Here is a 24,901-nt window from a genome sequence, read left to right as displayed (position 1 = left end):
GGAAAGGAGCTATCTCTTTACTTGTCTGAATCCGTTATCGTATCAGAAAGCATGAATGCAAGTTCCAATGCCTGTGAAGCATTCAGTCTTGGATCACATTGTGTATGATAACGGCTTGCAAGTCCTTCATCCGTGATAGCACAGGATGTGCTGCCCGTACACTCTGTTACATCATTACCTGTCATTTCAAGATGTATGCCGGCCCCAACAGTACCCATCTCTTTATGAATAGCAAAGAACTGTTCCACTTCTGAGAGGATATTGTCAAAATCTCTTGTTTTAAAGCCTGTGGAACTTTTCTCTACATTTCCATGCATAGGATCACAGGACCAAACCACATTTTTTCCCTCATCTCTTACACGCTTAAGAAGCTTAGGGAAATATTCACCTATTTTTCCTGCACCCATACGAACGATCAGATTGAGCCTTCCTTCTTCATTGTCCGGGTTAAGGGCATCAATCAGTTTAATAAGCTCATCTTCTTCCATACTTGGCCCTACTTTGCAGCCAATAGGATTCTGTATTCCTCTGAAGTATTCAATATGAGCTTCCTTGAGATCTCTTGTTCTGTCCCCTATCCATAACATGTGCGCTGAACAGTCATACCATTCACCTGTTTCGGTATCTTTCCTTGTCAATGCTTCTTCATAATTCAAAAGCAGTGCTTCATGTGAAGTATAAAGCGTTGTCTGATGAAGTTGAGGCATTGTGTCACTGTTCAGTCCGCATGCTGCCATAAAATTCATAGCATGGTCTATCTTATCACTCAACTCATCATATCGTTTACCCAGAGGATTATCTTTAATAAAGTCAAGATTCCACTGGTGTACTTTGTTCAGATCAGCCAATCCGCCTCTTGAGAAGGCACGCAAGAGGTTCAATGTTGCTGCCGATTGGTTATATGCTTTGATCATGTTGGCAGGATTGGGTACTCTGGCCTCCTCTGTAAATTCAATACCGTTGATAATATCACCGCGGTAACTGGGAAGCTTTACACCATTCACTTCTTCAAAATCCGAAGATCTCGGCTTGGCGAACTGTCCTGCTATACGCCCTACTTTAACCACTGGCTTACCGGTTGAATACATCAATACCATATTCATTTGGAGCATCAGTTTAAAAAGGTTCTTTATGCTTTGCGCATTAAAGTCGGAAAAGCTTTCTGCACAGTCTCCTCCTTGAAGTAAAAATGCTTCACCGCGTCCGGCTTTGGCTAATTTTTCTTTAAGCCTTCTTGCCTCACCGGCAAAAATAAGTGGGGGATAGGAACTCAATTCTTCTTCTACTTTTTTAAGCTGCTCTTCATCTTGATATGTTGGTTGCTGTTTTATAGGAAAATTTCTCCAGCTCTCTGGTGTCCAACTCATAAGTTATCCTTCTCTAGGGGCTATTTCTGATCACCCGAAATTAATTGGATGATTATAGCTTAAAAAATATGAAAAATGACTATGATTTAAAAAAAAGCTCAATTTTATAGATAATTTTTATCTTTTAATAAGAAATAACTTATTCACCCCCGTGAATAGGAGGTGAATAACTCTTATTAAATAATATAAAAAAGGAGTGAATAACTCTGATTTATTCATGTGACAATATTGTATTATTCACATTATTTTTTTGCTATGAATGTTACAAAATTCGCCCACTGAAAAACGGTATCTACTTGTTTGAATCCTGCATCTTTACACATCTGCATGTTCTCTTCTATCGTGAATGGGATCAATACATTTTCCAATGCTTCTCTTTTTTGTGCAATCTCATATTCAGTATAACCCTGCTCTTTTTTATACTCATAATAGATATCTATGAGTTCTTTATCCAGTTTTTTATCATTGAAAACTACTTTTTCGGAAAAAATGAATACCCCCTTATCCTTCAACCCGGTATAAAGTCTTTTCATAAGCTCCATACGCTGCATAGGACGGATGAACTGCAGGGTATAGTTCGCTACGATCACATCTTCATCTTTGTACTCATAGGTCAGCATATCCGCAAGTTCCAATTCAATATCGGCACCAAATGCCTGACACTTCTGTAAAGCTCTGTTCAGCATAGCCTGAGAATTATCTAAACCTTTAAGTTGCATTTTTGTATGCATTTTACTATGCAGGTCCAGTAAGAACTTTGCCGTAGAAGAGCCAAGATCCAGCACTTTTCTCCCCTCTTCCTGCTCTGCCAGGATCAGTGCTATGACCAATTTCCGTACCTCATCATAAAAAGGTACTGAACGGCTCAGCATATCGTCAAATACAGAAGCCACTGCTTCGTCAAATTCAAATTTCTTCTCTATTTTTTTAGCAAATACTTTATCTTCTTTCACAGCTCAGTCCTTATATCAAATTCCCGTCATTCGACAGAAGCCCTGCATGGCTACACTTCGTTCCGACCATTCCGGTTCCAAAGCTGCAGACTACAAGCAGTTGTTGCCTGCTGACGCTTTTCACATCAAATTCAAATTTCTTCTCTATTTTTTTAGCAAATACTTTATCTTCTTTCACAGCTCAGTCCTTATATCAAATTCCCGTCATTCGACAGAAGCCCTGCATGGCTACACTTCGTTCCGACCATTCCGGTTCCAAAGCTGCAGACTACAAGCAGTTGTTGCCTGCTAACGCTTTTCACATCAAATTCAAATTTCTTTTCTATTTTTTTGGTGAATACTTTATCTCTCATTATGCTTTCTTTATGTTTTATTTATATAATTATATTAGAAGTCTATTCCAATCAGTTGAAGAAGTAAATCTTAACAATTTTTCACATATATAATAATTTCATGGAAGATCAAAGTTTTTTATATTAGAATATAAGAATGGAACAACTCACTGTACTTATCGTAGATGATGATAAAATCACTACTTCTATACTGAATCACATGTTAACCCCATATGCAGACACTATACTTACGGCATCTGACGGCCTGGAAGGATTTGACCTTTATCAACAATATCGTCCGGATATCATCCTTTCAGATATTAATATGCCCCGTTTGAATGGGCTGGAAATGGTTGAACAGATAAGAAAAACAGATGAAGATGTAAAAATAGCCATCTTTACCAACTTTGAAAAAAGAGATATTCTTCTCAAAGCGATCCACCTTGGTGTCAACCAATTCTTCTCAAAACCTTTTGACAGTAAAAGTTTTACAAAGATCATACAGCATCTTTGCAATGAAGTACTTGAAAAACGACATATCAACCATGAAGTCCAAAGACAGCAGAATATACTTCATGCCATCAATGAAATGGCTCATAATTTTTTACAGAAATCTGATTGGAGGGAAGCACTCCGGCAGGAGATGATGAATCTTAAGCAGGCTTCCGAAATGTCATCGATCTTTATATATCAGAATGAAAATGAACAGCATACAAATGATCTTCTGGCACATGAGCTTTTATATATCAATGATAATTCTGAAGCAAAAAGTAAAAAACGTATCCATTACCGCAAGCATTGTCTTATGCGCTGGAAAAATAAATTGGAGAAAAATCTGCCTGTAAACGGAAGCAGAGATGATTATGATAAATCAAAAAAGAAACTTTTGGATCTTTTCAAGATCAATTCCCTCCTTATATTACCTATATTCGTACAAAAAAAATGGTGGGGTTTTCTCGGTATTGGAGATGAACACAACCAGATACTGAAAACAACCCATGTTGAAATGCTCAGTACGGCAGCCTCCATCATTGGATCTGCTATCAACAATACATACAATCTTCAGTCGCTTGAAATGTCTTCTGCCGTATTTGAACATACGATGGATGGTGTTCTGATCACAGATGCCCATAATAATATCATACATGTCAATGATGCCTTTCTCAATATCACGGGATATCCTCCGGAATCTGTTATAGGAAAAAACCCAAAGATCCTGAAATCCGGAAAACATACGAAACATTTTTATCAAAAGATATGGGATAAATTAACTACGGATGGCTACTGGCAGGGAGAGATCACAAATCGTAAGAAGAACGGGGAGATCTATATTGAATGGTTAAGCATCAATACTATCAAAAATTCCCAGGGTCAAATAGAAAATTTCATAGGTATCTTTTCAGATGTCACACATCAGAGACAGGATGCCCATGACCATGCTTACCTGGCAACACATGATCCTCTTACAGGTCTTTCCAATAGACTTTTATTAAATGATAGATTAGCACATGCCATCGATCATGCAGAAAGGTTCAACAAATGTATCAGTCTCATATTTTGTGACTTGGATAATTTTAAACCGATCAATGACACCTATGGGCATACAAGTGGAGATGAGATCCTTAAGAAAGTAGGAAGTTATCTCAAAGAGATCTTAAGAAAAGAAGATACCATCTGTCGTTTCGGTGGAGATGAATTTGTCATACTTGTTGAAGACTTGAACAGTTTTGACTACCTTGACAATATTTTACGGAGGATCAATAATCTCTGCAATACACCCTGTATCATAAATGACAATATCATCACTATAGGTATGAGTATCGGTGCTTCTATCTATCCTGATGACGGGAATACTCCGGAAGAGCTGATACAGGCTGCAGATACTGCCATGTACAAAGCAAAGAATCATGGAAAGAACCGTATAGAGTATTCTCAACCCGACATTAATGTATACTGTCTGAAAAAGCAGAGTATCAATTATCTGCATAATGATTTTGTGATTTGATCTACTTTATTCCAGTATCTTTTTAGCTCTCTCTATATCGTCTTGAATCTGTTTTTTTAGATCATCCAGACTTTCAAATTTTTGATTTACACGTATAAAATCCATAAATTTCAGTTCAACTTTCCCTTCCACTTTGCCTATCTCTTTATCCAATACATATGTCTCTACAGCATAGGAACCGTCAGTACTTACACGATGTCCAAAAAAGCTTACAGAATCCAGCCATTCATCTTCTATCTTTGTTCGTGTTGCATAAACACCTTCTAAAGGAAGTTGATAATGATCGACATCAAGATTAAGTGTAGGGACCAGTTCTTTTCTGCCAAGTCCCTGGCCTTTAACCACTTCTCCGTCTATAACATATTCTCTGCCCAAAAGGGTATTCGCCATCTTTATATTTCCCTCTCTAAGATAGGCTTTGATCGTACGGGAATGTATAGGAACCCCTTCTATACTTACCTCTTTAACAATACAGACCTCTCCGCTAAAAAGTTCATCCAAGTGCTCTGCATTACCTGCTTTTTCCCTACCGAAAGCAAAATCATACCCTACAACAATCTTCTTTAACTGAGGAAAATCTTCTTTTAATTGATTGACAAATTCCTCAGGGGTCAGGGACTTGATCTTCTCAAAATGATAAAAACAGCATAATTTGGATGTATAAAAGGAACGTTTGTATCCGGGGGTTAAATATCCGCTGTTCCGTTCTATAATAACAATGGCATCTACCTGTCCTATGAGTGTCTGATGGGCAATATGCATGCCGTCAAAAGAACCTATGGCAATGGATTTTATGTTATTATTTAATTTCAATCGTTTCTCCGTAGGGTGCGTTTGCCAACGCACCTTGATATAAGCCTTTCTGCGAACCTTTTATTTTATTCAAATTTTATCACATGGTGCGTTAGTACCCCAAGGGCATTTCCTTTGGGCACCACGCACCCTACACTTTAACAAAATGATACAGATATTCCCGGTTACCCTCTTTACCTGCCACTTTTGAGAGTGCCTGATGTTTAAGTTCCCAGCCTAAGCTCAATGCTTCTGCTTCAAATGCTTCTTTCCTTCTGGCTATGGCATCTGCATCCTGCACTACACCTTTGCTGTCCCGCTTCACATCTTTGCCCACTTCAAACTGAGGCTTGTAAAGGATTACGATATCTGTTCCACTTTTACTAAGTCTGTCTATATCATCTGTTATCTGCATTATAGAAATAAAGGAGACATCGCAAGTCACCAGATCAAAAGCCTCATCACTCTTAAAGTCACGGATGTCTGTCTCTTCGTGCAAAGAGAGTCGTTTTTCATTACGCAGAGAAATATGAAGCTGGTCTCTTCCTACATCTACACAGTCAAGTGATGCCACACCATGTTCAAGCACTATCTGAGCAAATCCCCCTGTACTTGAACCAATGTCCAACGCCTTTTTACCCTTGAAATCCATAGCATACTCAGCCAGAAAATTTTCCAATTTCCGTGCAGCACGACTCACATAAAACTTCTCATCAGCCACTTCCACTACAGAATTCTCATCTATCTTCGCAGAGGCTTTAGGCTTCCTGCCATCTACTATCACATGCCCGGCTTTTATGGCATCTAACGCACGATTACGGCTCTCAAAGTAACCCTCTTCTACCAGGTATTTATCTAATCTCATTTAGTTTCTTTCTAAAACATCACGAATATTTGCAGGTGCAATATATCCTTTTGTTTGTCCATTTTTAATTGTAACCAAGATACCATAATCTACTAATTCATTAAGATATTTTCTAGCTGTATTTGCTGTTTTATCATAATCTACCATAATTTCTCTACTTGTAAAAATTCTACCTGGATTTTTAATTGCTTTTTTAACAATATCTTTTTGAATAAAGTTTAATAATTTACCCAACTTTGATACACTTAGCAATTGTGATACTTCTTCAAATTCTCTACTTTTTTCTTGAAGATAATTCAATAGTTCATCAATAGCACGGATAATAATTTCTATCTGATAAAAAATAAAATAAGTCAAATCATTATCATCTATTTCACTGTATAGAAAAGATTTACCATATTTTGCTGGTGCTTCTTTAAGTAATTTACTAATAGATACATATTCAAAATAATCAAATCCATTCTTTAACATAAACCAATAAAAAATAGCTCTTGCAGTACGCCCATTACCATCAGAAAAAGGATGTTCATAACCTATCATAAAATGTAAAATAATTGCTTTAACGATTGGATGAATAAAAATTGTTCCATTTTCACCCAAATGTTCCTTATTAGCAAATTCACAAATACCCTTAAGTCTTATTTCGATTTCAGTAAAACAAGGTGGTTCATGTACAACTTCCTCATAACTATCTTTAATTACAATTTCATTATTCTCTCTAAATTTACCTGGAATATTTCCATTATTACTATTGCCTCTTGTTGCAATTTTATGGTATTCAAGTATCATATCTATCGTTAAATCTTCTTCTTTTGTTCTTTTTACTTCTTGCATTAATAGATAATTATTCACAATCATCTCTTCGTCTTCATTTCTAGGTTTTCTACCTGTTGATAACATTTCTTTGGCAACTCTTCTTGTTGTTGATGCCCCTTCTAACTGAGAACTACTAATAGCTTCTTCCATCAATAGTGATGAAATCAAATAGTTTCTTTTAATTGAATTATGTGGAACAATACCTTGTGCAGATAACTTTGAAATTTTATGTAGTTTTGCTTGTAAACTATCAGGCATACAAAATGAAAACATTTTATTATTTTTATCTTCATACTCAATAAATTTCATTTTAGTAAATCGTGACCATTTAGTTGCCCACCAAGCAATTTTTGCATCATCATCTTTATCTATTCGATATTTGAACTTATCCCAGTATAAATATCTTCCTTGACTATCAACCTCTTTGTATTTTGTCAAATAATCATAATTTTCTTGAAAATCATATAATGAATGAGAAAATTCAAATGGTGCTTTTTCTATAGAACTATTTGCCATTTATTCTCCTTTAACGCAATTTTATATTTTTGCGCTATTATAATACAAAATTAAAATATTGTCAAAGAAACAATAGTTTTCCTTAATGTTAGCTCTTAAATCATCCTCCTCATCTCATCTTCAGTCAAAGTACTCACACTTAAACTTTCAGCCTTAGTTAGCTTAGACCCGGCATCCTCTCCATACACCACAAAATCCGTCTTCTTACTTACAGAGCCACTTACTTTAGCCCCAAGCTTCTCAAGCATCTCTTTAATGACCCCGCGGCTGACACTCATTGTACCGGTAAGCACTACCGTTTTGCCTTTAAAGGGATTATCTCGAGCTTCTACTTTCTGTTCTACCGTCGGCTGCACTACCTCAAAAAGCTTTAAGACAAGCTCACGGTTGACTCTCATGAACTCCAAAAGTGAATTTGCCATCTCTTCACCTATACCGTCTATAGCGACTACCTCTTCGAATTTGGCATCCACAATACCCAGTCCGAACTCAAGAGCCAAAGCTTTGCTCGCCACCTCCCCTATGTGTTCTATACCCATAGCATTAATGAGTCTATGCAGAGGTGCTCCTTTGGTATCTGAGATAGCCTTAAGAAGATTGTTGATACGTTTTTCTTTAAATCCTTCCAGACAGGCCAGATCTTCGGCTTCCAGTCTGTAAAGATCCAATACATTGTCTATGATATGTTCTTTCACCAGCAATTCAACGATCCTGGAGCCAAGTCCATCAATATTCATACACCCTTTTTTGGCAAAATGTATGATAGAGTTGATCACTCTGTCCGGGCATTTAAGATTTTGACATTTGATAAGTGCACCCTCATCCAGCAATTCACTTCCGCATGTCGGACACTTTACCGGCCGTTCTATAGGCTGTTCATCCCCTGTACGTCTGTCTGTAAGCACTTTAATGATCTTTGGTATCACATCTCCGCTTCGTATAATGATGACACTGTCTCCTATACGGATATCTTTTCGCTCTATCTCATCAAAATTATGCAGGGTTGCACGGCTGACCATTGCCCCTTCTATATTCACCGGTTCTATTTCTGCTACAGGGGTAATGACCCCTGTACGTCCTACCTGCAGAGTAATAGCTTCTATTTTCGTGACTTTCTCTATGGCCGGGAACTTGTAGGCACACATCCATTTGGGAAATTTTACGGTGTATCCAAGTTCTTCTTCTTTGCTGATGTCATCTACTTTAATGACCATCCCATCCATCATCATAGGGATCTCATCCCGCTTTGAGATAAGGAACCTGTAAAAAGCTTCTATCTCCTCTATCGTATTGCACTCTTGTGAGTATGGAGGTTTTAAAAAGCCCTGATCATAGATAAAGTTTATTTTTTCAGAAAGTCTGTTCTGTTGCAAACTGTTCTCTCCTATACCCCAGGGATAAAATACCAGTCTTCTCTTTGCTGTGACAGAGGAATCCAACTGTCTCAAACTTCCGGCTGCTGCATTTCTGGGGTTGGCAAAAGGCTGTTCTCCCTCATCCAGACGCTCTTTATTTATGGCTTCAAAATCGTCTTTACGAATGACCACTTCACCGCGTATCTCTATGAGTCCTTTATAGTCTATGACAAGCGGAACAGAACGGATCGTTTTTACATTATCCGTTACTTCTTCACCTACGACACCGTCTCCGCGTGTAATAGCACGAACAAGCCTCCCGTTTTCATAAAGAAGATTCATACTTGCACCATCAAACTTTGGCTCGCAAAAATACTCACACTTCCCTACGTTTTTCTCTACTCTGTTCAACCATCCCCGTACTTCCTCTGTACTGAACACATCTTCCATACTCCACATACGTTTTATATGCTTCGCTTTGGAAAATTCATCACGTACTACACCACCTACACGTTTGGTAGGTGAATCTTCTGCTACTTCATCAGGGTGAGCAGTTTCATAGTCAAGCACTTCATGATAGAGTTTGTCATACTCTTCATCTGCAGCGACAGGGTTGTCTTCAACATAATAAGCATGTGCCCATTTTTTAAGGATTTGTACTTTTTCCAGATATTGTTCATTTGTCATTTTTTATAATTTACTTTCACTTTTTTTCCATAAAATTTCGGCTCTGTATGTAAAATATACACATCTAAAAAAGCCTTGGCTCTAGCCAAATATTCTCTTGCTTTCATCCTATACGCAGCTGCTGTACCCGGGATGTCTTTCGCCACAAAACCTATGGCTTTTTGTCCTTTGGCTTTTGCAATGAACAACGCTCTTTCAAGGTGAAATTTCTGAGAGATGATTATATAGTCTTTTAAATCAAAAATCGCTTCAGCTCTCACCACAGAATCAAGCGTTCTAAACCCTGCATAGTCTTTAGTAATATATTTGGCTGGAACACCTGCTTTTACCAGATCTTTATACATCGTTGTAGTTTCATCATAGTATTTTGTGCCATTATCACCGGAAACAACGATGGCTTTCACTTTTCCTGCTTTCCAAAGCGCCACAGCAGCACGGATACGGTATATATAAAAATAGTTTTGCTTTCCTTTTGCAATATATTTGCTTGTACCCAAAAGAAGCGCTGTATTTTTTGGAGGAATTTGTCTGATATCCGTATAGAGAAGAGATGCAGCTTGTTCTGAAATATACATATCAATAGAGATCAATCCTACGGCAGCAAAAAGCAGACACACATATATCCATTTTATATAATGCATATTTACCTTACGCTAAAGCTTTCAACACAGCCAAAGCCTGTACATGTTCTTTCACATCATGGCATCTTACAATACTTGCCCCGTTTTCCACTGCTTTCAGATGAATAGCCAAAGTTCCAGGTAAGCGTTCTTCTGTTGGGGTAGAGATGATCTTGTCTATCATAGACTTTCTACTCGCTCCCACAAGTATTTCGCAGCCAAAGACATTGAAATGTGCCATGTTTTTAATAAGTGTAAGATTATGCTCTAAGGTTTTACCAAAGCCTATACCTACATCCAAAATGATGTTTTCTCTTGAGAGTCCCAGAGTTTCACATTTTTCTATACGCTCTTCAAAGAACTCACTCACTTCAACCATCACATCATCATACGTAGGGTTTTTCTGCATGGTCTGTGGAGTACCCTGCATGTGCATGATGCAAAGTTTGGCATCATACCTGACAGCTAATTCGATGATAGCGTCTTCCTTTGCACCTGTAATATCGTTAATAAGGGTAAATCCGCTTCTTAGCGCATACTCTACGACCAAAGGCGTATAACTGTCTATACTAAAGGTAGCTTTTTCATAAAGTTTTTGCTCTTTGATAATGTCACAGACACTCTTCATACGGTCTAACTCTTCCGCTTCACTGACTACATCCGCACCTGGACGGGAAGAGACTGCACCGATGTCAATGATGTGTGCACCATCGTTTATCATCTTTTCTATTTGGACTATGGCATCCTCTGCTACAAACCTGCTGCCTTCAAAAAAGCTATCGTCGTTGGCATTGAGGACACCCATGATCTGCGTGGAGTATGTTTTTACAGAAAGAAACTTCTTAAGTTCAGCAGCAACGGTTTTCAGTCCAAAAGGTTGGGCTAACTCTTTTCGAGAGAGTAATTCCATATGTTTTTTAGTCCCTATAAGGATACAATCATACATAGGTTTTTCGCACAAAATCACTCCACCGGGAACAGCAAGCTCTGCACCGATACTAAGAGCATCTTGCTTAAGTATGTTTGCAGCAGGTGTTTTAAGGTCCTTGATGAAGAAGTAAAGTAACTCCATCTTCTTCGCCATGATACCCACACCGCCACTCTCTACACCCAGTGCTTTAAGCGCTTCTTTTTTATCTGTGATGTTTCCAAGTTTATAGATATGCATATCAACCCTTGTAGGGTGCGCTTGCTAACGCACCTTTGAGATGTTAGCCCTTACGGCGAAAGTTATATTTTATACAATATTTTATTACATGGTGCGTTAAAAACGCACCCTACAATTATTTTATCGTTTTTTTCTTGCCAAAAGTTTCAAAAGCAAAGTATTCAACACGAAAGCAGGAGGGGACCCCATATCAAGTGCCACAAATGCATTAGAAAAAAGTGTAAGTGTCTTTTCATCCAAGTCGTAATTTCCTGAATTCATAGCCTCTTTACTTATGCGTTCTACAAGTAGTTTCATCACTTTTGCATCGGTACGTTTATGTGTCTGAATAAATTCATAGACGCCAGAAAGTGAGAGATGCGCTATATCCAGACCCAACGCTTCTTCTTCTTTTTCTTCAGAAAAAACTCTAATAGGCAAACGTGAGCGGATAGTATCAAGAATGGTTGCTTTACTTTGTGCAAGGATAATAAACTCTTTATTTTTAGGCGGTTCTTCTATGACTTTAAGCAGTTTATTCTGTACGACCGGAGAAAATGTTTTTGCCGCAAGGATGATCACTGTGGTCTCTTCACTTGCCATATAGGCTTTTTCTATGGCAAGCTTGGCATCTTCGACCAGAAAAGTATCTTCTTTGATGATTTTAACAAAACGTTCATTTTGCTGCAATGCTTCAAGTTTGGAAATCGTATCATCTATATTTGCGGTGATAATAACTTGGCTGGTTAATTTCATGATTCCAGGTCTAGATCACCAAAAAGTGCTTCTGAGATGGTCATATCAAAAAGTTTATAGAGTTGCAGAAGCTTAAGATCCAAAAGAGGATCCGAACTACGCAATGCAAAACTGTTCTGTACCTCTTCATCCAGTACCCATAAAAAGTTATCATGATTCCTGTAAGCCAGTTTGGTATAGGGATGATCACCTCTGCCGATATACCAGATATAATATCCGTTCGGATAAGAGATATCCAACATATCTTCAAGAAGCTGTATATCCTGTGCCGCATGAATATTCTGTAAATTCGGAAAACATTCTGCAAGTTGATAAAAAGGCAAAAGCGGTCTGTTCTTGCGCAGATCGTTGATACCGTTTAAAATATAGGTACCAAACCATTTATGTGATTCATCTGTGATCACAAGTACTGTCTTGCCTTCTACAACCTGGGAAACAGCACTTTTAACTAAAGGTGCCCACTCATAACGGTACTCTTCCATCCATGAGAAGCATGATTCTTCCTCCCGTATAGTATCGAGTGTCCATTTTAAGAGCTTCTGCATAATACTTCTTATTTATCCAATTCGTATGCTTCATGAAGTGTACGGATAGCAAGCTCTCCATATTTTTCATCGATCACCATAGAAACTTTGATTTCGGATGTTGAGATCATTTGAATATTGATATTATTTTCAGCCAATACAGTAAATGCTGTTGCTGCCACACCGGAATGTGATTTCATCCCTACGCCTACGACAGAAACCTTACAGACATGTTCATCAAAATCCATACTTTCAATATCATGATCGAAACTTTCCATCAGTTTTTTTGCATTTTCATGTTCACTCTGAGGTACAGTGAATCCAAGATTCGTCAAACCATCCGTACCTACATTCTGGATGATCATATCTACGTTGATATTTACATCTGCCAGCTTTGTAAAGATCTCTGCTGCGATCCCCGGTCTGTCTGCAACGCCTCTGAGAGTTACTCTTGCCTGGTTCTTGTCAAGGACAACACCACTTACTAAAACTGCTTCCATATTATTGCTCTCCTTTGTTATCAATGTACCTTCATTGTCACTAAAACTGCTTTTTGCATAAAGTTTTACATTCAATTTCTTTGCCAACTCTACCGAACGGTTCTGCAATACTTTCGCTCCCAGAGAAGAGAGTTCAAGCATCTCATCATAAGAGATTGTATCCAATTTCTTTGCATTCGGCTCTATACGAGGGTCTGTTGTATAGATACCGTCTACATCCGAATATATCTCACACTGGTCTGCATGCAAGGCTCCTGCCAATGCTACAGCTGAAAGATCTGAACCCCCGCGTCCGAGTGTTGTCACTGAGCCATTTTTATTGATGCCCTGAAAACCGGCAACGATCACGATCTTGCCCTCTTTAATGGCATTTTGCATCGCTGTAGGATCTATGGACTCGATACGTGCATAGGTATGTGTATCATCTGTGATGATCCCTGCCTGACGTCCCGTCATTGCAACAGCATCAAAGCCTTTAGCCTGTAATGCAATAGAAAGCAGTGCTGCAGTCACTCTTTCACCCGAACTCAAAAGCATATCCATCTCTTTTTTTGCAGGATTCGAAGAGAAATGATTTGCATACTCTATAAGCTTATTCGTCTCACCGCTCATTGCAGAAACCACAACTACGATATCATGTCCTTCTTCTCTTGCCTTACTTACACGGTTAGCCACATTTTCAATGCGGTCCAAACCACCTACACTGGTACCACCATACTTCTGTACGATCAACATTTTAAATAAAACCCTTTCATCTATAATAATACGTAGGAACAAAGCCCAAACCAATAAAAATCATACTGATACTTACCTGTATCACAAAATATATTCTGTCCATTGAGCCTCTGACTCATACGGATAAAGCCGTATTTCAGAGCAGACCCTCTTGTATAAAATAATCAATCACCCTGCGATACACTCTCCGTTTAAAATAAGTTACCTTTTTAAACAGGTCTTCATACGCTACAAACTCATACTCTTTAAATTCTGGAATATCATATGCCTGAAGATCGATCTGTGCTTCCTCTTTCAGACGTACCAAAAAATACTTTTGGGTCTGCCCGTCAAAAGGATACACTTTTCCTCTTGCTACTTTAGGAAAATCATACGTGATCCATTCCGGGAACTCTCCCAAAACTTCCACATCATTACAACCTATTTCTTCTAACAATTCCCTATACAGTGCATCTTGAGGAGTTTCTCCTTCATCGATACCCCCCTGGGGAAACTGCCATGCATTTCTGATATCATTCCGGTGTGCCACAAAGAACTCACACTTATCAGGATATTTGGAAGAGAGTATCACTGCAGCAACATTTGGGCGGTAACGCTTTTTGTTTTGCATACTTTACTCATTTCACTAACAATTACGACATTATAATATTTTTAGATATTCAGTTCATGCCGCAATATATATTTTTTCTGGTAAAATTCTATCTAAAATGCGGTTATAACCATTTGAAAGAAAGAAAATTTGCTACTCTATATTCATATCCCCTACTGTGATTCAAAATGTCACTACTGCAGTTTTAACTCTTATGTCGATAAATTTGATACACGTTCTGATTACATGAAAGCACTTTACAAACAACTCTCTTTTGAACTTAAACGTTTTCAAACAAAAGAAAAACAGATCGAGACACTTTTTATAGGCGGGGGAACTCCCTCTACCGTTGCACCAGAACTCTATACCCCTGTTTTTGAACTCTTGAAACCCTATTTGCAGGACCATGCAGAGATCACTACTGAAGCCAATCCGAACTCTGCTACAAAAGCATGGTTAGGCGGAATGAAAGATCTCGGCGTAAACCGTGTAAGTTTCGGGGTACAGAGTTTTAATACTGACAAACTTAAAGCACTCAACCGTGCACATACTCCGGAACAGGCTAAAAAAGCCATAATAGATGCACAGGATCTCGGATTTGAACATCTGTCGCTTGACCTTATCTATAACTACAAAGGTGATACAAAAGCACTGCTTTTAAATGATATAAAACAGGCTTTTGAACTCCCTATAGACCATATTTCTGCCTATGAACTCACGATAGAGGATGGTACCCGATTCTCTTCTACCCCTGATGTATGCCAGGAAAATGAAGATCTTGCCTTTTTTGTAGCTGATGAAATAAAGAAAAAAGGATTTAACCACTACGAAATCTCTAATTTCGGTACTTACCAAAGCAAACATAACAAAGGGTACTGGGAACTGAAAGATTATATAGGTGCCGGTGCCGGTGCCGTAGGCTTTTTGAAAGAGAGCAGATTTTATTCTCAGACAGATATTGAATCCTATCTCTCAGATCCTCTGAAGATTAAAAAAGAACAACTCAGTAAAAATGAATTGCTTACAGAAAAGATATTTTTAGGCTTACGCAGCAATACAGGTATCCAAAAATCTATTTTATCAGAAAAAATGACCAGAAAAATGCAAATACTGCTTGAAGAGAATAAACTTGAATGTGATGATACGCACTATTACAATCGCAATTTCTTTCTTAGTGATGCATTAGCACTCTACATTTTAGATTAATTTGTTAAAATACATCAATTTAAATTACAAGGCAGACTATGTTTGGCATCGGCTTTACCGAAATACTTCTTATTTCTATTATTGCAATACTCTTTTTAGGTCCGGATAAACTTCCTGAAGCGATGATACAGATCGCAAAATTCATCAAAGGGGTTAAAAAAACTGTGGGCGAAGCAAAAAGCTCACTTGAAGAAGAGATGAAAATCTCAGATCTTAAAGAAGAAGCACTCAATTATAAAAAACAGCTGGATAGTGCGACCAATGAACTCAAAAGTTTTAAAAATATAGATTTTGACGATCTTGAAGATATCACGTACGATAATGAAGTCTCTCCGAAAGAGAGCCCTTATGCAGAGACTAAACCGGTAACACAGGTCGAATCTAAAAGTGACACTGTAACATTCAAGAAAAAACCTAAAAAGGGAAAAGAGATACAGACAGATGACCATACAGAAGGAAAAAGTACAAAAACAGATAAAACAGAAGGTGATGCATAATGTTTGATGATCTACGACCTCACCTTGCCGAGTTACGAAAAAGACTGGGGCTTTCCGTACTTTCTGTTTTTATTGCATTTATCATTGCCTTTATTTTTCACAATGCTATCCTGACCTGGATCACACAGCCGCTTAACGATGCACTGACTGAAGTGGGACGTATTGTAGAGTCTCAGGACAAAGCTACATGGCACATGCAGAGTACTGAGAAGAACACTACTGTACAGGTTGCACAAAGTACCTCATCTATCGCTGCAGAAAAGCTGCAGAACCGTTTGGAAGAAGCCTCTGAACTCGCAGACAGCAAACTGGGTATTTTACTTAAAGAAGCAGCATCTGCTGCCAAAGAACTTAGCCAGACACTGCAGAAACTTGATACGAATGCAAGTCAAACCGCAGCAAAAAATAACACTTTTATCGGGCAGATCACAACACACCAGGTAGGTGGTGCATTTTTCGTAGCCCTTAAAGTCTCTTTCTTTGCAGGACTCTTGGGAGCCCTTCCTTTCATTCTTTATCAACTTTGGCTTTTTGTTGCCCCCGGACTTTACAGCAATGAAAAAAAGATGATCATACCTTTTGTGGTGGGTGGTTCAGTCATGTTCTTCATCGGTGTTATTTTTGCTTATTATATCGTTACACCGTTTGGATTCCAGTTCCTGATCACTTTTGGATCATTCCTCTATACGCCATTGATCAATATTGAAGATTATGTCGGATTCTTCACCAAGATCATGTTGGGCTTCGGACTTGCATTTGAACTTCCGGTCTTTGCCTATTTCCTGGCACTGCTTGGACTTGTTACAGACCGTACACTGATCGATTTCTTTAAATATGCCGTTGTCATTATCTTTGTACTTGCTGCACTCTTGACACCACCTGACATCCTCACTCAGCTGCTTATGGCAGCACCATTGGTCATCCTGTATGGTATCTCTATTCTTATTGTACGTATGGTGAACCCTGCCCCGAAAGAAGAAGAGGATGACAGTGAGGATGATGAAACAGAAAACAATGATAACGCCTGAACTGCTCACTGAAAATTACGACTATGAACTCCCTGAGGGGTTCATCGCTACTGCACCAGTCCACCCAAGAGACCATGCGAAACTCCTCGTCTATGACAGAAAAAGCGATACGATCACCCATACGACTTTTAAACATCTTCTGGAATTCATACCTGAAGCCTGTGATGTATTCCTTAATGACACCCGTGTGATCAAAGCACGTATCTTCGGAGAAAAAGAGAGTGGGGGAAAAGTGGAACTTCTTTTCAACAAACCACTGGATGCACATCATTACCTTGCCCTCATCCGAGGCAAAGTCAGAATAGGTACAAAACTCTTTTTTGAGGACACACTTGTCGCGACTGTAACGGCCCTTAATGAAGATGGTTCCAGAGTCGTTACCTTCACCTATAAAAACAAAGAGATACGTTTTGAGGACCTGGTACTCATCTTGGATAAAATCGGGCATATACCCCTGCCTCCCTATATGCAAAGAGAAGATAACAAAGAAGATGAAACGGATTACCAGACTCTTTTTGCCAAAAATGCAGGAGCTGTTGCCGCCCCTACAGCTTCTTTGCATTTTACTCCTGAACTTTTTTCCGCATTGGAACAGAGACATCAGACACATAGAATCACCCTCCATGTCGGTGCAGGTACATTTAAACCTGTAGAGGTCGAAGAGATACTGGATCACCCTATGCATTCGGAATACTTCCATATCTCTAAAGAAGCTGCCAATATCCTTGATAAGGACACACCGATACTGGCCATAGGAACAACAGTAACAAGAACATTGGAATATTATATAAGGACTGCTAAAACCGAAGGAGAGTGTGATCTCTTTTTAAACCCGCACAACCCGCCTAAAAGAGTCACCCATTTACTCACTAATTTCCATTTGCCCAAAAGTACACTTATTATGCTGGTAAGCGCTTTCATTGGAAGAGAAAAAACGTTACAATTATATAAAGAGGCTGTAGAAAAAAAGTACCGGTTCTTCTCTTACGGGGATGCAATGCTGATACTCTGAAGGAGCTGAAATGAAAACTGTCCTGTCCTTGCTTTTAGCCCTGTCCCTAAGCATGATCCTTTTTACAGGGTGTGCACAAAAAAAACCTTACCACTATCCGAACTACGATATTATCAAACCTGAAACCACATGTAAACCTAACCGAAAGAACATTCAGGAACTGCTGCTTTCCTACCTGGGAAAACCTTATGTCTGGGCGGAAGAAGGACCCAATGCCTTTGATTGTTCCGGGCTGACATACAATATCTATGGTTCCATGGGTATAGAAATACCACGTGTGGCAAGAGAACAGGCTAAAATGGGTAAGCGTATTGCATTTAACAATCTTGAATATGGTGATCTCATTTTCTTTGGATCAACCAATAAAAGAAGCAAACGTATCAACCATGTAGGTATCTATCTGGGTGACGGATGGTTTGCACATGCAAGCAGTAAAGACAGAAAAGTCACTATAAGTCATTTCGAAAAAGAGCCACGTTATCTGAAACGTATGAAACTCTGTAAGCGTTATCTCAGTATTGATGAACGGGCACGGTATATGACTTGTGATGCTCCCCTCAAAACCATGAAGATCACAAGCAGCAGCTATACGACACCCTGGGAGACGAGTATGGGTTTACCTAAAAAAGCTGTACCATGAATGTAGATAATCCTAAATACATTCATCTATTATTTCAAATACTAAAAATACAATATAGCGAGATACAACATGTTCTATTTTAAAAAAATTATCTACCTGTTTTCATCTATTTTTTTACTCTTCCTGCTTAATGCCTGTAAACCTTCAGCCTATCCGAAACATCCTGATTATAGTATTAAAAAACCCAAAGTAATCTATACTCCAAGCAGAAAAAGTTTGGATAAAATGGTTAAAAAACTACAGGGCAGTCCCTATGTCTGGGCAGAAGAAGGACCTAATAATTTTGATTGTTCCGGTTTTACCTATTACATGTACGGAAGTATGGGTATTAGCATTCCCCGTGTTGCAAGAGAACAGGCAAAAGTTGGTAAGCGTATCGATATTAAAGAGCTGGAATATGGAGATCTTATTTTCTTTGCTACCAGTAAAAACAACCATAAAAAAATCACACATGTAGGAATGTATTTGGGAGACGGATGGTTTACCCATGCAAGTACAGTAAAAAATGAAGTTGTGTATTCAAACCTTTTTACCTCATCCTACTATCAAAAAAGACTTCGTATCTGCCGCAGATATTTACCAACCACTACAACCAAAGTAGCTGTGGCAACCCCATGGAAAAACAAAGAAGCACTACCCAGACTTATAGAAAAATCAACTGCCATTTCCAAGAAAAAAGCTAAAATGACCACTTCACACAAAGCGATTGTCATTAAATCCCCGATGAAAGACATAGAACAGATGTCCTCTCAAGGCAACTTCTATGTACAGGTCGGATCTTTTTTAGGTAAACCAAACCGTGCCCTGCTGCATACCATCACACATAAAGGCTTTCACTATAAACTCATTCAGTTTCCAAGAGAAAGAAGATCCATATCTAAACTACTCATAGGGCCTTATATTACAAAAAGTGAAGCACGCAGTATCTTGGCCAAAGTCAGAGAACAGATACAAAAAGATGCTTTTATTGCAGAGATACGTTAAACATGAAACCCTCTCCTAATATGCTCTGCCCTTGCGGCTCTGGTCACAAATATAAAAAATGTTGTTCCAAGTATCATCAGGGGACTTTTGCACCCGATGCATTGTCCCTGATGAGATCACGCTATTGTGCTTATGCTGTAGGAGACAGCCGTTATATTATAAAGACCACACATCCGGATAATTCCGACTATACCGCCGATATAAAAAACTGGGAGGAATCTATTCTGAATTTCAGCAGGCAGACACACTTTCTGGGGTTGGAGATCATTGATTTTACAAAAGGGGAAGAAGAGGCGTTTGTGACTTTCATTGCACACCTCTCCTCAGGCGATCTAAAGGAAAAAAGCCGCTTTTTAAAACACAATGGCCAGTGGGTATATATGGATGGAGAGGTTGAGTTTCCATCATTGTAATGCAATATAACGCTTAATGGATTCATTAAGTTTATCGAGTTCATTTTGATATATATCTGTATAATTTCCAAGTAATTCCTGTTTATTGTAGAGCATGCATTGCGTGATCTCATTGATAGTCCGATGCATCTCTTTTGCTCCTATTGTCCCTGTTAATCCTTTCATATCCAAACACAGCATTTTAATCTGTTCATAACGGTGTTCCCTGACCAGTTTGGAAAAAAGCTCACTGCTTTGGCCATAGGCATCCATGAACTCTTTGAGTATCTCTATATAAAATGCCTGATTATGATTTGAATACCGGATACCTGCCTCAATATCCAATGCATCTATCTGTTTTACTATTTTATGATGTTGGACTTTACGCCCCTCATTCTTCATATCAATAACGAACATTTTAAATACAGAATAAAGCTTTCCTATATTCAACGGTTTGGTTAAAAATGCATTCATTCCGCTCTTGAATATCTTTTGTTTTTCACTCTCTAAAGCCAAAGCAGTGAATGCAACGATCGGTAGTGTGTCAAACCCATTTCCCAACCGTATTTTTTGTGTTGCCATATACCCGTCCATAACCGGCATATTGATATCCATCAATACAAGATCGAACTTCTCTTTCCCTCCTGTTACCATATCAACTGCTTCCTGACCATTATTGGCGATCTGTATCTGGATACCGGAAGGTTTCAATATATTGGTAAGCACCTTTTGATTAATAATATTATCTTCCACAATAAGCAGATACATTCCGTTAAAGTCACTGAAACTTTCCTGTATGATATGCGGTGTTTCTACAATAGAGGTCCGGTGTGTCAGAGCACCTTTAGATAGTATTTCTTCTGCATTCTCATTTGAGAGGTCTGATATCTTGATCGCATACATATCAACGATCAATTCAAAAATTCTTTCTTGGTTTAGCGGTTTTACCAAGGCTCTGTCTGCTATCGGATTCAATGGACTGTTCTCATTCTTATGCAGCAGAGAGTTCAATACGATCACTTTGATCTCTTTGTCTTTTTTGATCCTGTTCAGATAATCAACTGTTCTGATATTTAACAGACTTTCCTCCAAGATAATCATATCATATGGGACAAGGTTGTACATATTTTTAGTAAACTCTTCTTTGGCAACGACCTTTACATCGTGCTTAAAGTAAGAGAACATTTTTTTAATAGCCAATGCTGAATTGTAATTCTTGTCTACAATGAAGACTTTTTTCGCCGTTAAGATTTTTTCAGGCAATCTATAATTTCTTTTATCGGTTGCATCTATCATTTCAAACGGTAAAGAGAGTGTAAATGTAGTTCTTTTCCCCGGCATACTCTGTACAACCAGCTCTCCATTCATCATAGATATCAGTTCTTTGGCAACGAAAAGACCTAATCCTGTATATTCATTATTCTGTTCATCATAATAGGGAATAAAAAGTGTTTCAATCTCTTCAGGACTTAAGCCTACCCCGGTATCTGTAAGCTTGAACTGAAGTTCTATTTTCTTCTCCTGCTTGCTGAACATTGTGATCTCCAGCTTTACTTCCCCCTCAGAAAGCTGGTTCATCGTATATTCAAGCAGATTATTCAGTACTTTTTCCAGATTAAGAGGATCCCCTGCAAGATAACGTGGGATATTGTTATCAATATCGAAAATAAGTTCAACATTACTTCCTTTGAATGTAGAACACGTTGAACCGGCAACTTCATTCAGTACATTGTTTAAATTGAATTTTTCACTGATGATCTCTACTTTTTTGGATTTTAACCGTAAAAATTCAATCAATGCATTGGTCACATCTAAAAGCCTGTGTTCCTCTTTTACAACAGTTTCAGGCAGGTTTTTTTTTACGTTTTCCGGTATTTCTATGAATGTCTGTTCTACTATTTCATGGATATTCTCACTCATACTTGCAAGAAATAGATTCTGTGCCTGTTCCATCTCAAGTTGTTTATCAAACATTTTTTTATGCAGTTTTTGTATTTTCATCATCTGTTTTGAAGATAAATACAGAATAATGATCCCAATAATCCCCAACGTAAATAAAGCTACCCATATCCAAAATGTCTCAATTTCTTTTACATCTGTCAACATACCTGCATACAGGAATGAAACAAGACCTGCTAAAAATATCCATATCGTTTTTCTCATGATTAAACTCCTGCTCAATTTTACTATTTTAATATAAAAAATCCTTATAAACTTACATCTATAATACGAAATTTCTCTCTGCTGTCACATTCATTTCCAAAAAAATTTCAAAACTATTCCGGTTTTTTTACAGAAACCGAAAAATACCGGGAAACTGGATATAATGGCATTATGAAATTAGCCAGTATAGACGTAGGACTCAAACGTATCGGTGTAGCAATCTGCCTTGATGAAAGTACAGTGATCCCCCAAAATGCCATTCTCAGAAAAAACCGTAATCAGGCAGCCAGAGATGTACACTCTTTTTTAGACGAATGGGAAATAGACAAACTCATTGTAGGGCTTCCCAAGGACGGTGCAAGCTCAGAAGAGATGGAAAGACGCATCAAACATTTTGTCTCACTCCTGGAACTTGATATCGAAGTGGCCTACCAGGATGAACAAGGCTCCAGCTTTGAAGCAAAAGAACTGACAATGGGCAGTTTTAAGCATAAAAAAGACGGAAGACTGGACTCTATAGCTGCAAAGATCATTCTAGAGAGATATCTAAACGTTTAGATATCCCTCCACTCTGCTGCCTCTACCTATATACTGTAATGCAATCTTCAGGGTCTGTTATCTTTTTTCCCCTCCATGACCAATACAACAAAAGTAACCCAAAAAAGTCCCAACCCCAACCCTGCAATCACATCGCTCAGCCAATGTACCTCTAAATAAACACGTGAAGCTGCTATGATCAGAGGCCATGCGATAGAAGAAAAAAAAAGCAGAATACGCAATTCCCGGGAATATATTCTTTTGACAAGTATAAAATAGAGTGCAACTGCCATAGCTGTTGCCATAGTAGCATGACCGGAAGGAAATGCATACCCTGTAACATCCATCAGTTCCGAACTGGGCCGGATACGCTGAACGATCACTTTAACCATTGTAAATACAAAGGCTGCCCCACCGATTGACATAGTATAGAACAACAGATCCTTATACCATTTCAGATAGGCTAAAACCACCATAACTACCAGTGAAAAAAGAAGGATACCCATACCGCCATTCAAGTTGGTAATAAATATCATCACTTCATTTAACAGCGGTGTTCTTACCACATTGATATGGATACTGATCCATTGGTCCACAGTAATAATGAACTCTTTGTCCATCACATCTTCCGCCATTTTAGCAAAAAGATAAAGACCTAATATATTGAACATAATAAGTAAAGGATGCTTTTTGATAAACCGGATCACTCTATTTTTCATGTCCGAACCTTGTAAGTACAAAAACAATGAACAGCAGTACTGTTCCTCCCAGAGAGAATTCCAAAGCAATTTTCATACCGAAAGATTCCCAGATCAATCCGGAAATATAGGCACCTGCCGCACCAAAAAGCGCCACACCGGCATAAAAAATGCCGTATACCGATCCTCTGTTATCTGCTTTCTGGGCGATAAAAGCACGATTTGCATTGAGAGAGGCAACTGTAAAAAGGCCTAAAAAGGCATATGCAAACCAGGTATAGAGTGGACTTTTCATATATAAAAGTGCCTGCGCCGTCACTGCACAGAAGTATGCAAATACCATAATACGTTTCACTCCGATCTTATCGGTCAGGGATCCCAGAAGATAACTTGTCAATGTCTGCATTCCAGCAGAGACCATAAAAAGCAGCGGTATCAATGCTGTTGCAATACCTACTCCTTTTGCCTGCATTGTAAAGAAAGCATCATTAAAAAGGAAAAGTATGAAAAGAAAATAGAAAAAAAGTGATCTGACCACCTTTTTATCTCGTGCCGTCAAGGCAAATGAAGTATTTGGAGAATATTTCGGACGGGGAATATCATATACAAAAAAAGCCGCAATCATCAAACCGATGATCCCTGGGATCAGAGTTGCATAAAAGATATTTCTCATCACTGTTTCACTCTGGCCAAAAATCCACAATAGGCCAAAAAGGATCAGCGTACCACTCAATTCCCCTGCAATATCCAATGTTTTATGAAATCCGAAAGTCTTGCCTGATTCATTTTCCTTACTGTATCGGGCTATCATAAGATCCTTGGGAGCTGACCGCAATCCTTTACCGAGACGTTCTGCAGCTTTCAGAGCAGCAACACTTTCATACCCCTGTGTAAAACCTATCAAAGGCTTGCTCAGTGCAGAAAAAGCATATCCGCCCACCACCATCGGTTTGACCAAGCCGTAATGATCGGCAATATAACCGGAGAACAGACGCAAAGCATAAGAGACAAAGGTAGCGATCGCTACAATGATTCCCAGTTTATCCATTCCCTCATGCAGTACTATGACAATAAAAAGGGGAAGGATCGGGTTGATCATGGCCGATGCCATATCGGTAAAAAAACTTACCCACCCCAACATTAGCACATTTTTATCTATACTTTTCATATTTTATTATAACACAC

26 protein-coding genes and 1 pseudogene are annotated in these 24,901 nt (G+C 38.5%); 10 read left to right on the top strand and 17 right to left on the bottom strand.

Annotated elements, in window-relative coordinates; all coding sequences use genetic code 11:
- Positions 1-17 precede the first annotated feature (17 nt).
- The 4 genes from ACZ48W_RS09350 to ACZ48W_RS09335 all read right to left on the bottom strand — a co-directional run bounded on the left by ACZ48W_RS09350 (position 18) and on the right by ACZ48W_RS09335 (position 2,673).
- Positions 18-1,367 (bottom strand): class II 3-deoxy-7-phosphoheptulonate synthase, encoded by a 1,350-nt coding sequence (locus tag ACZ48W_RS09350; RefSeq protein ID WP_464828145.1) that lies wholly within the window; start codon positions 1,365-1,367, stop codon positions 18-20.
- Positions 1,368-1,609: 242 nt separating this feature from the next.
- Complete coding sequence (cmoA, locus tag ACZ48W_RS09345; protein ID WP_464828144.1) at positions 1,610-2,320, bottom strand: carboxy-S-adenosyl-L-methionine synthase CmoA; 711 nt, start codon at positions 2,318-2,320, stop codon at positions 1,610-1,612.
- 10 nt (positions 2,321-2,330) lie between these two features.
- Positions 2,331-2,498: a hypothetical protein gene (locus ACZ48W_RS09340; RefSeq protein WP_464828143.1), complete on the bottom strand. Its 168-nt coding sequence runs from the start codon at positions 2,496-2,498 to the stop codon at positions 2,331-2,333.
- Positions 2,499-2,508: 10 nt separating this feature from the next.
- Entirely contained in the window at positions 2,509-2,673 is a 165-nt protein-coding gene (locus tag ACZ48W_RS09335) for a hypothetical protein (RefSeq protein WP_464828142.1), read from the bottom strand.
- A 136-nt stretch (positions 2,674-2,809) separates the two neighbouring features.
- Between ACZ48W_RS09335 and ACZ48W_RS09330 the strand changes: the two genes are divergently transcribed.
- Positions 2,810-4,657 carry a diguanylate cyclase domain-containing protein gene (locus tag ACZ48W_RS09330; protein ID WP_464828141.1) on the top strand — a complete coding sequence of 616 codons (1,848 nt, stop codon included), beginning with the start codon at positions 2,810-2,812 and terminating at the stop codon, positions 4,655-4,657.
- Between the two features lie 6 nt (positions 4,658-4,663).
- On the opposite strand, the gene ACZ48W_RS09325 is transcribed toward ACZ48W_RS09330, so the two are convergent.
- The 10 genes from ACZ48W_RS09325 to ACZ48W_RS09280 form a co-directional block, all read right to left on the bottom strand.
- Positions 4,664-5,470 (bottom strand): bifunctional riboflavin kinase/FAD synthetase, encoded by an 807-nt coding sequence (locus ACZ48W_RS09325; protein WP_464828140.1) that lies wholly within the window; start codon positions 5,468-5,470, stop codon positions 4,664-4,666.
- A gap of 130 nt (positions 5,471-5,600) precedes the next feature.
- Positions 5,601-6,314 carry a 23S rRNA (cytidine-2'-O)-methyltransferase TlyA gene (gene tlyA / locus ACZ48W_RS09320; RefSeq protein WP_464828139.1) on the bottom strand — a complete coding sequence of 238 codons (714 nt, stop codon included), beginning with the start codon at positions 6,312-6,314 and terminating at the stop codon, positions 5,601-5,603.
- Positions 6,315-7,646, bottom strand: coding sequence for a Fic family protein (locus ACZ48W_RS09315; protein WP_464828138.1), 1,332 nt, complete (start codon positions 7,644-7,646; stop codon positions 6,315-6,317).
- A gap of 95 nt (positions 7,647-7,741) precedes the next feature.
- Positions 7,742-9,688 (bottom strand): NAD-dependent DNA ligase LigA, encoded by a 1,947-nt coding sequence (ligA, locus tag ACZ48W_RS09310; protein WP_464828137.1) that lies wholly within the window; start codon positions 9,686-9,688, stop codon positions 7,742-7,744.
- On the bottom strand, positions 9,685-10,329 hold the full coding sequence (locus ACZ48W_RS09305; protein ID WP_464828136.1) for a SanA/YdcF family protein: 645 nt from the start codon (positions 10,327-10,329) through the stop codon (positions 9,685-9,687). Before ACZ48W_RS09305 ends, ligA begins: the two co-directional genes overlap by 4 nt.
- Positions 10,330-10,336: 7 nt before the next feature.
- Positions 10,337-11,476 carry a dihydropteroate synthase gene (gene folP / locus ACZ48W_RS09300; protein WP_464828135.1) on the bottom strand — a complete coding sequence of 380 codons (1,140 nt, stop codon included), beginning with the start codon at positions 11,474-11,476 and terminating at the stop codon, positions 10,337-10,339.
- A gap of 120 nt (positions 11,477-11,596) precedes the next feature.
- Positions 11,597-12,211: a DNA polymerase III subunit delta' gene (locus ACZ48W_RS09295; protein ID WP_464828134.1), complete on the bottom strand. Its 615-nt coding sequence runs from the start codon at positions 12,209-12,211 to the stop codon at positions 11,597-11,599.
- Positions 12,208-12,756, bottom strand: a complete 549-nt coding sequence (locus tag ACZ48W_RS09290; protein ID WP_464828133.1) for a HobA family DNA replication regulator — start codon at positions 12,754-12,756, stop codon at positions 12,208-12,210. The genes ACZ48W_RS09295 and ACZ48W_RS09290 overlap by 4 nt, the downstream gene beginning before the upstream one ends.
- An 8-nt stretch (positions 12,757-12,764) precedes the next feature.
- The gene (locus ACZ48W_RS09285) at positions 12,765-13,970 is read right to left on the bottom strand and encodes an aspartate kinase (RefSeq protein ID WP_464828132.1); all 1,206 of its coding nucleotides are present in this window, start codon (positions 13,968-13,970) and stop codon (positions 12,765-12,767) included.
- A gap of 136 nt (positions 13,971-14,106) precedes the next feature.
- Complete coding sequence (locus ACZ48W_RS09280; RefSeq protein WP_464828131.1) at positions 14,107-14,580, bottom strand: RNA pyrophosphohydrolase; 474 nt, start codon at positions 14,578-14,580, stop codon at positions 14,107-14,109.
- Positions 14,581-14,709: 129 nt separating this feature from the next.
- Here ACZ48W_RS09280 and hemW point away from each other — a divergent pair, with 129 nt between their 5' ends.
- From hemW to ACZ48W_RS09240, 8 genes and pseudogenes are all read left to right on the top strand, one after another.
- Positions 14,710-15,765, top strand: a complete 1,056-nt coding sequence (gene hemW / locus ACZ48W_RS09275) for a radical SAM family heme chaperone HemW (protein WP_464828130.1) — start codon at positions 14,710-14,712, stop codon at positions 15,763-15,765.
- Between the two features lie 38 nt (positions 15,766-15,803).
- A complete protein-coding gene (gene tatB, locus ACZ48W_RS09270) occupies positions 15,804-16,262 on the top strand; it encodes a Sec-independent protein translocase protein TatB (RefSeq protein WP_464828129.1) in 459 nt (152 codons plus the stop codon).
- Positions 16,262-17,290 carry a twin-arginine translocase subunit TatC gene (tatC, locus tag ACZ48W_RS09265; protein WP_464828128.1) on the top strand — a complete coding sequence of 343 codons (1,029 nt, stop codon included), beginning with the start codon at positions 16,262-16,264 and terminating at the stop codon, positions 17,288-17,290. Before tatB ends, tatC begins: the two co-directional genes overlap by 1 nt.
- A complete protein-coding gene (gene queA, locus ACZ48W_RS09260; RefSeq protein WP_464830490.1) occupies positions 17,277-18,302 on the top strand; it encodes a tRNA preQ1(34) S-adenosylmethionine ribosyltransferase-isomerase QueA in 1,026 nt (341 codons plus the stop codon). The genes tatC and queA overlap by 14 nt, the downstream gene beginning before the upstream one ends.
- 10 nt (positions 18,303-18,312) lie before the next feature.
- On the top strand, positions 18,313-18,942 hold the full coding sequence (locus tag ACZ48W_RS09255) for a C40 family peptidase (protein ID WP_464828127.1): 630 nt from the start codon (positions 18,313-18,315) through the stop codon (positions 18,940-18,942).
- A gap of 69 nt (positions 18,943-19,011) precedes the next feature.
- A complete protein-coding gene (locus ACZ48W_RS09250) occupies positions 19,012-19,926 on the top strand; it encodes an NlpC/P60 family protein (RefSeq protein WP_464828126.1) in 915 nt (304 codons plus the stop codon).
- Positions 19,927-19,928: 2 nt separating this feature from the next.
- Positions 19,929-19,994 (top strand): annotated as a pseudogene (locus ACZ48W_RS09245) (SEC-C metal-binding domain-containing protein); the annotation flags it as partial.
- A 42-nt stretch (positions 19,995-20,036) separates the two neighbouring features.
- Positions 20,037-20,339, top strand: coding sequence for a YchJ family protein (locus tag ACZ48W_RS09240; protein ID WP_464830488.1), 303 nt, complete (start codon positions 20,037-20,039; stop codon positions 20,337-20,339).
- On the opposite strand, the gene ACZ48W_RS09235 is transcribed toward ACZ48W_RS09240, so the two are convergent.
- Positions 20,331-22,481 (bottom strand): response regulator, encoded by a 2,151-nt coding sequence (locus ACZ48W_RS09235; protein WP_464828125.1) that lies wholly within the window; start codon positions 22,479-22,481, stop codon positions 20,331-20,333. The two genes, ACZ48W_RS09240 and ACZ48W_RS09235, sit on opposite strands and share 9 nt — an antisense overlap.
- A 171-nt stretch (positions 22,482-22,652) precedes the next feature.
- Between ACZ48W_RS09235 and ruvX the strand changes: the two genes are divergently transcribed.
- The gene (gene ruvX, locus ACZ48W_RS09230; protein WP_464828124.1) at positions 22,653-23,039 is read left to right on the top strand and encodes a Holliday junction resolvase RuvX; all 387 of its coding nucleotides are present in this window, start codon (positions 22,653-22,655) and stop codon (positions 23,037-23,039) included.
- Between the two features lie 47 nt (positions 23,040-23,086).
- Here ruvX and ACZ48W_RS09225 read toward each other — a convergent pair whose 3' ends face one another.
- Both ACZ48W_RS09225 and ACZ48W_RS09220 read right to left on the bottom strand, forming a co-directional pair.
- Positions 23,087-23,737 (bottom strand): phosphatase PAP2 family protein, encoded by a 651-nt coding sequence (locus ACZ48W_RS09225; RefSeq protein ID WP_464828123.1) that lies wholly within the window; start codon positions 23,735-23,737, stop codon positions 23,087-23,089.
- Positions 23,727-24,884, bottom strand: a complete 1,158-nt coding sequence (locus ACZ48W_RS09220; protein ID WP_464828122.1) for an MFS transporter — start codon at positions 24,882-24,884, stop codon at positions 23,727-23,729. The genes ACZ48W_RS09225 and ACZ48W_RS09220 overlap by 11 nt, the downstream gene beginning before the upstream one ends.
- Between the last annotated feature and the right edge of the window lie 17 nt (positions 24,885-24,901).

This window comes from Sulfurovum aggregans (assembly GCF_055385215.1).
Note: the sequence above shows the minus strand (reverse complement) of the source record. Positions and strands in the feature narration are given on the sequence as shown.

Coding starts and splice junctions, on each gene's coding strand:
- ACZ48W_RS09240 (WP_464830488.1), top strand. CDS start 20,037: ATGAGATCACGCTATTGTGCTTATGCTGTAGGAGACAGCCGTTATATT.
- ligA (WP_464828137.1), bottom strand. CDS start 9,688: ATGACAAATGAACAATATCTGGAAAAAGTACAAATCCTTAAAAAATGG.
- tlyA (WP_464828139.1), bottom strand. CDS start 6,314: ATGAGATTAGATAAATACCTGGTAGAAGAGGGTTACTTTGAGAGCCGT.
- ACZ48W_RS09285 (WP_464828132.1), bottom strand. CDS start 13,970: ATGTTGATCGTACAGAAGTATGGTGGTACCAGTGTAGGTGGTTTGGAC.
- ACZ48W_RS09305 (WP_464828136.1), bottom strand. CDS start 10,329: ATGCATTATATAAAATGGATATATGTGTGTCTGCTTTTTGCTGCCGTA.
- ACZ48W_RS09290 (WP_464828133.1), bottom strand. CDS start 12,756: ATGCAGAAGCTCTTAAAATGGACACTCGATACTATACGGGAGGAAGAA.
- ACZ48W_RS09350 (WP_464828145.1), bottom strand. CDS start 1,367: ATGAGTTGGACACCAGAGAGCTGGAGAAATTTTCCTATAAAACAGCAA.
- ACZ48W_RS09235 (WP_464828125.1), bottom strand. CDS start 22,481: ATGAGAAAAACGATATGGATATTTTTAGCAGGTCTTGTTTCATTCCTG.
- tatC (WP_464828128.1), top strand. CDS start 16,262: ATGTTTGATGATCTACGACCTCACCTTGCCGAGTTACGAAAAAGACTG.
- ACZ48W_RS09255 (WP_464828127.1), top strand. CDS start 18,313: ATGAAAACTGTCCTGTCCTTGCTTTTAGCCCTGTCCCTAAGCATGATC.
- folP (WP_464828135.1), bottom strand. CDS start 11,476: ATGCATATCTATAAACTTGGAAACATCACAGATAAAAAAGAAGCGCTT.
- ACZ48W_RS09220 (WP_464828122.1), bottom strand. CDS start 24,884: ATGAAAAGTATAGATAAAAATGTGCTAATGTTGGGGTGGGTAAGTTTT.
- tatB (WP_464828129.1), top strand. CDS start 15,804: ATGTTTGGCATCGGCTTTACCGAAATACTTCTTATTTCTATTATTGCA.
- queA (WP_464830490.1), top strand. CDS start 17,277: ATGATAACGCCTGAACTGCTCACTGAAAATTACGACTATGAACTCCCT.
- ACZ48W_RS09225 (WP_464828123.1), bottom strand. CDS start 23,737: ATGAAAAATAGAGTGATCCGGTTTATCAAAAAGCATCCTTTACTTATT.
- ACZ48W_RS09315 (WP_464828138.1), bottom strand. CDS start 7,646: ATGGCAAATAGTTCTATAGAAAAAGCACCATTTGAATTTTCTCATTCA.
- ACZ48W_RS09250 (WP_464828126.1), top strand. CDS start 19,012: ATGTTCTATTTTAAAAAAATTATCTACCTGTTTTCATCTATTTTTTTA.
- ACZ48W_RS09335 (WP_464828142.1), bottom strand. CDS start 2,673: ATGAGAGATAAAGTATTCACCAAAAAAATAGAAAAGAAATTTGAATTT.
- ACZ48W_RS09280 (WP_464828131.1), bottom strand. CDS start 14,580: ATGCAAAACAAAAAGCGTTACCGCCCAAATGTTGCTGCAGTGATACTC.
- ruvX (WP_464828124.1), top strand. CDS start 22,653: ATGAAATTAGCCAGTATAGACGTAGGACTCAAACGTATCGGTGTAGCA.
- ACZ48W_RS09330 (WP_464828141.1), top strand. CDS start 2,810: ATGGAACAACTCACTGTACTTATCGTAGATGATGATAAAATCACTACT.
- ACZ48W_RS09295 (WP_464828134.1), bottom strand. CDS start 12,211: ATGAAATTAACCAGCCAAGTTATTATCACCGCAAATATAGATGATACG.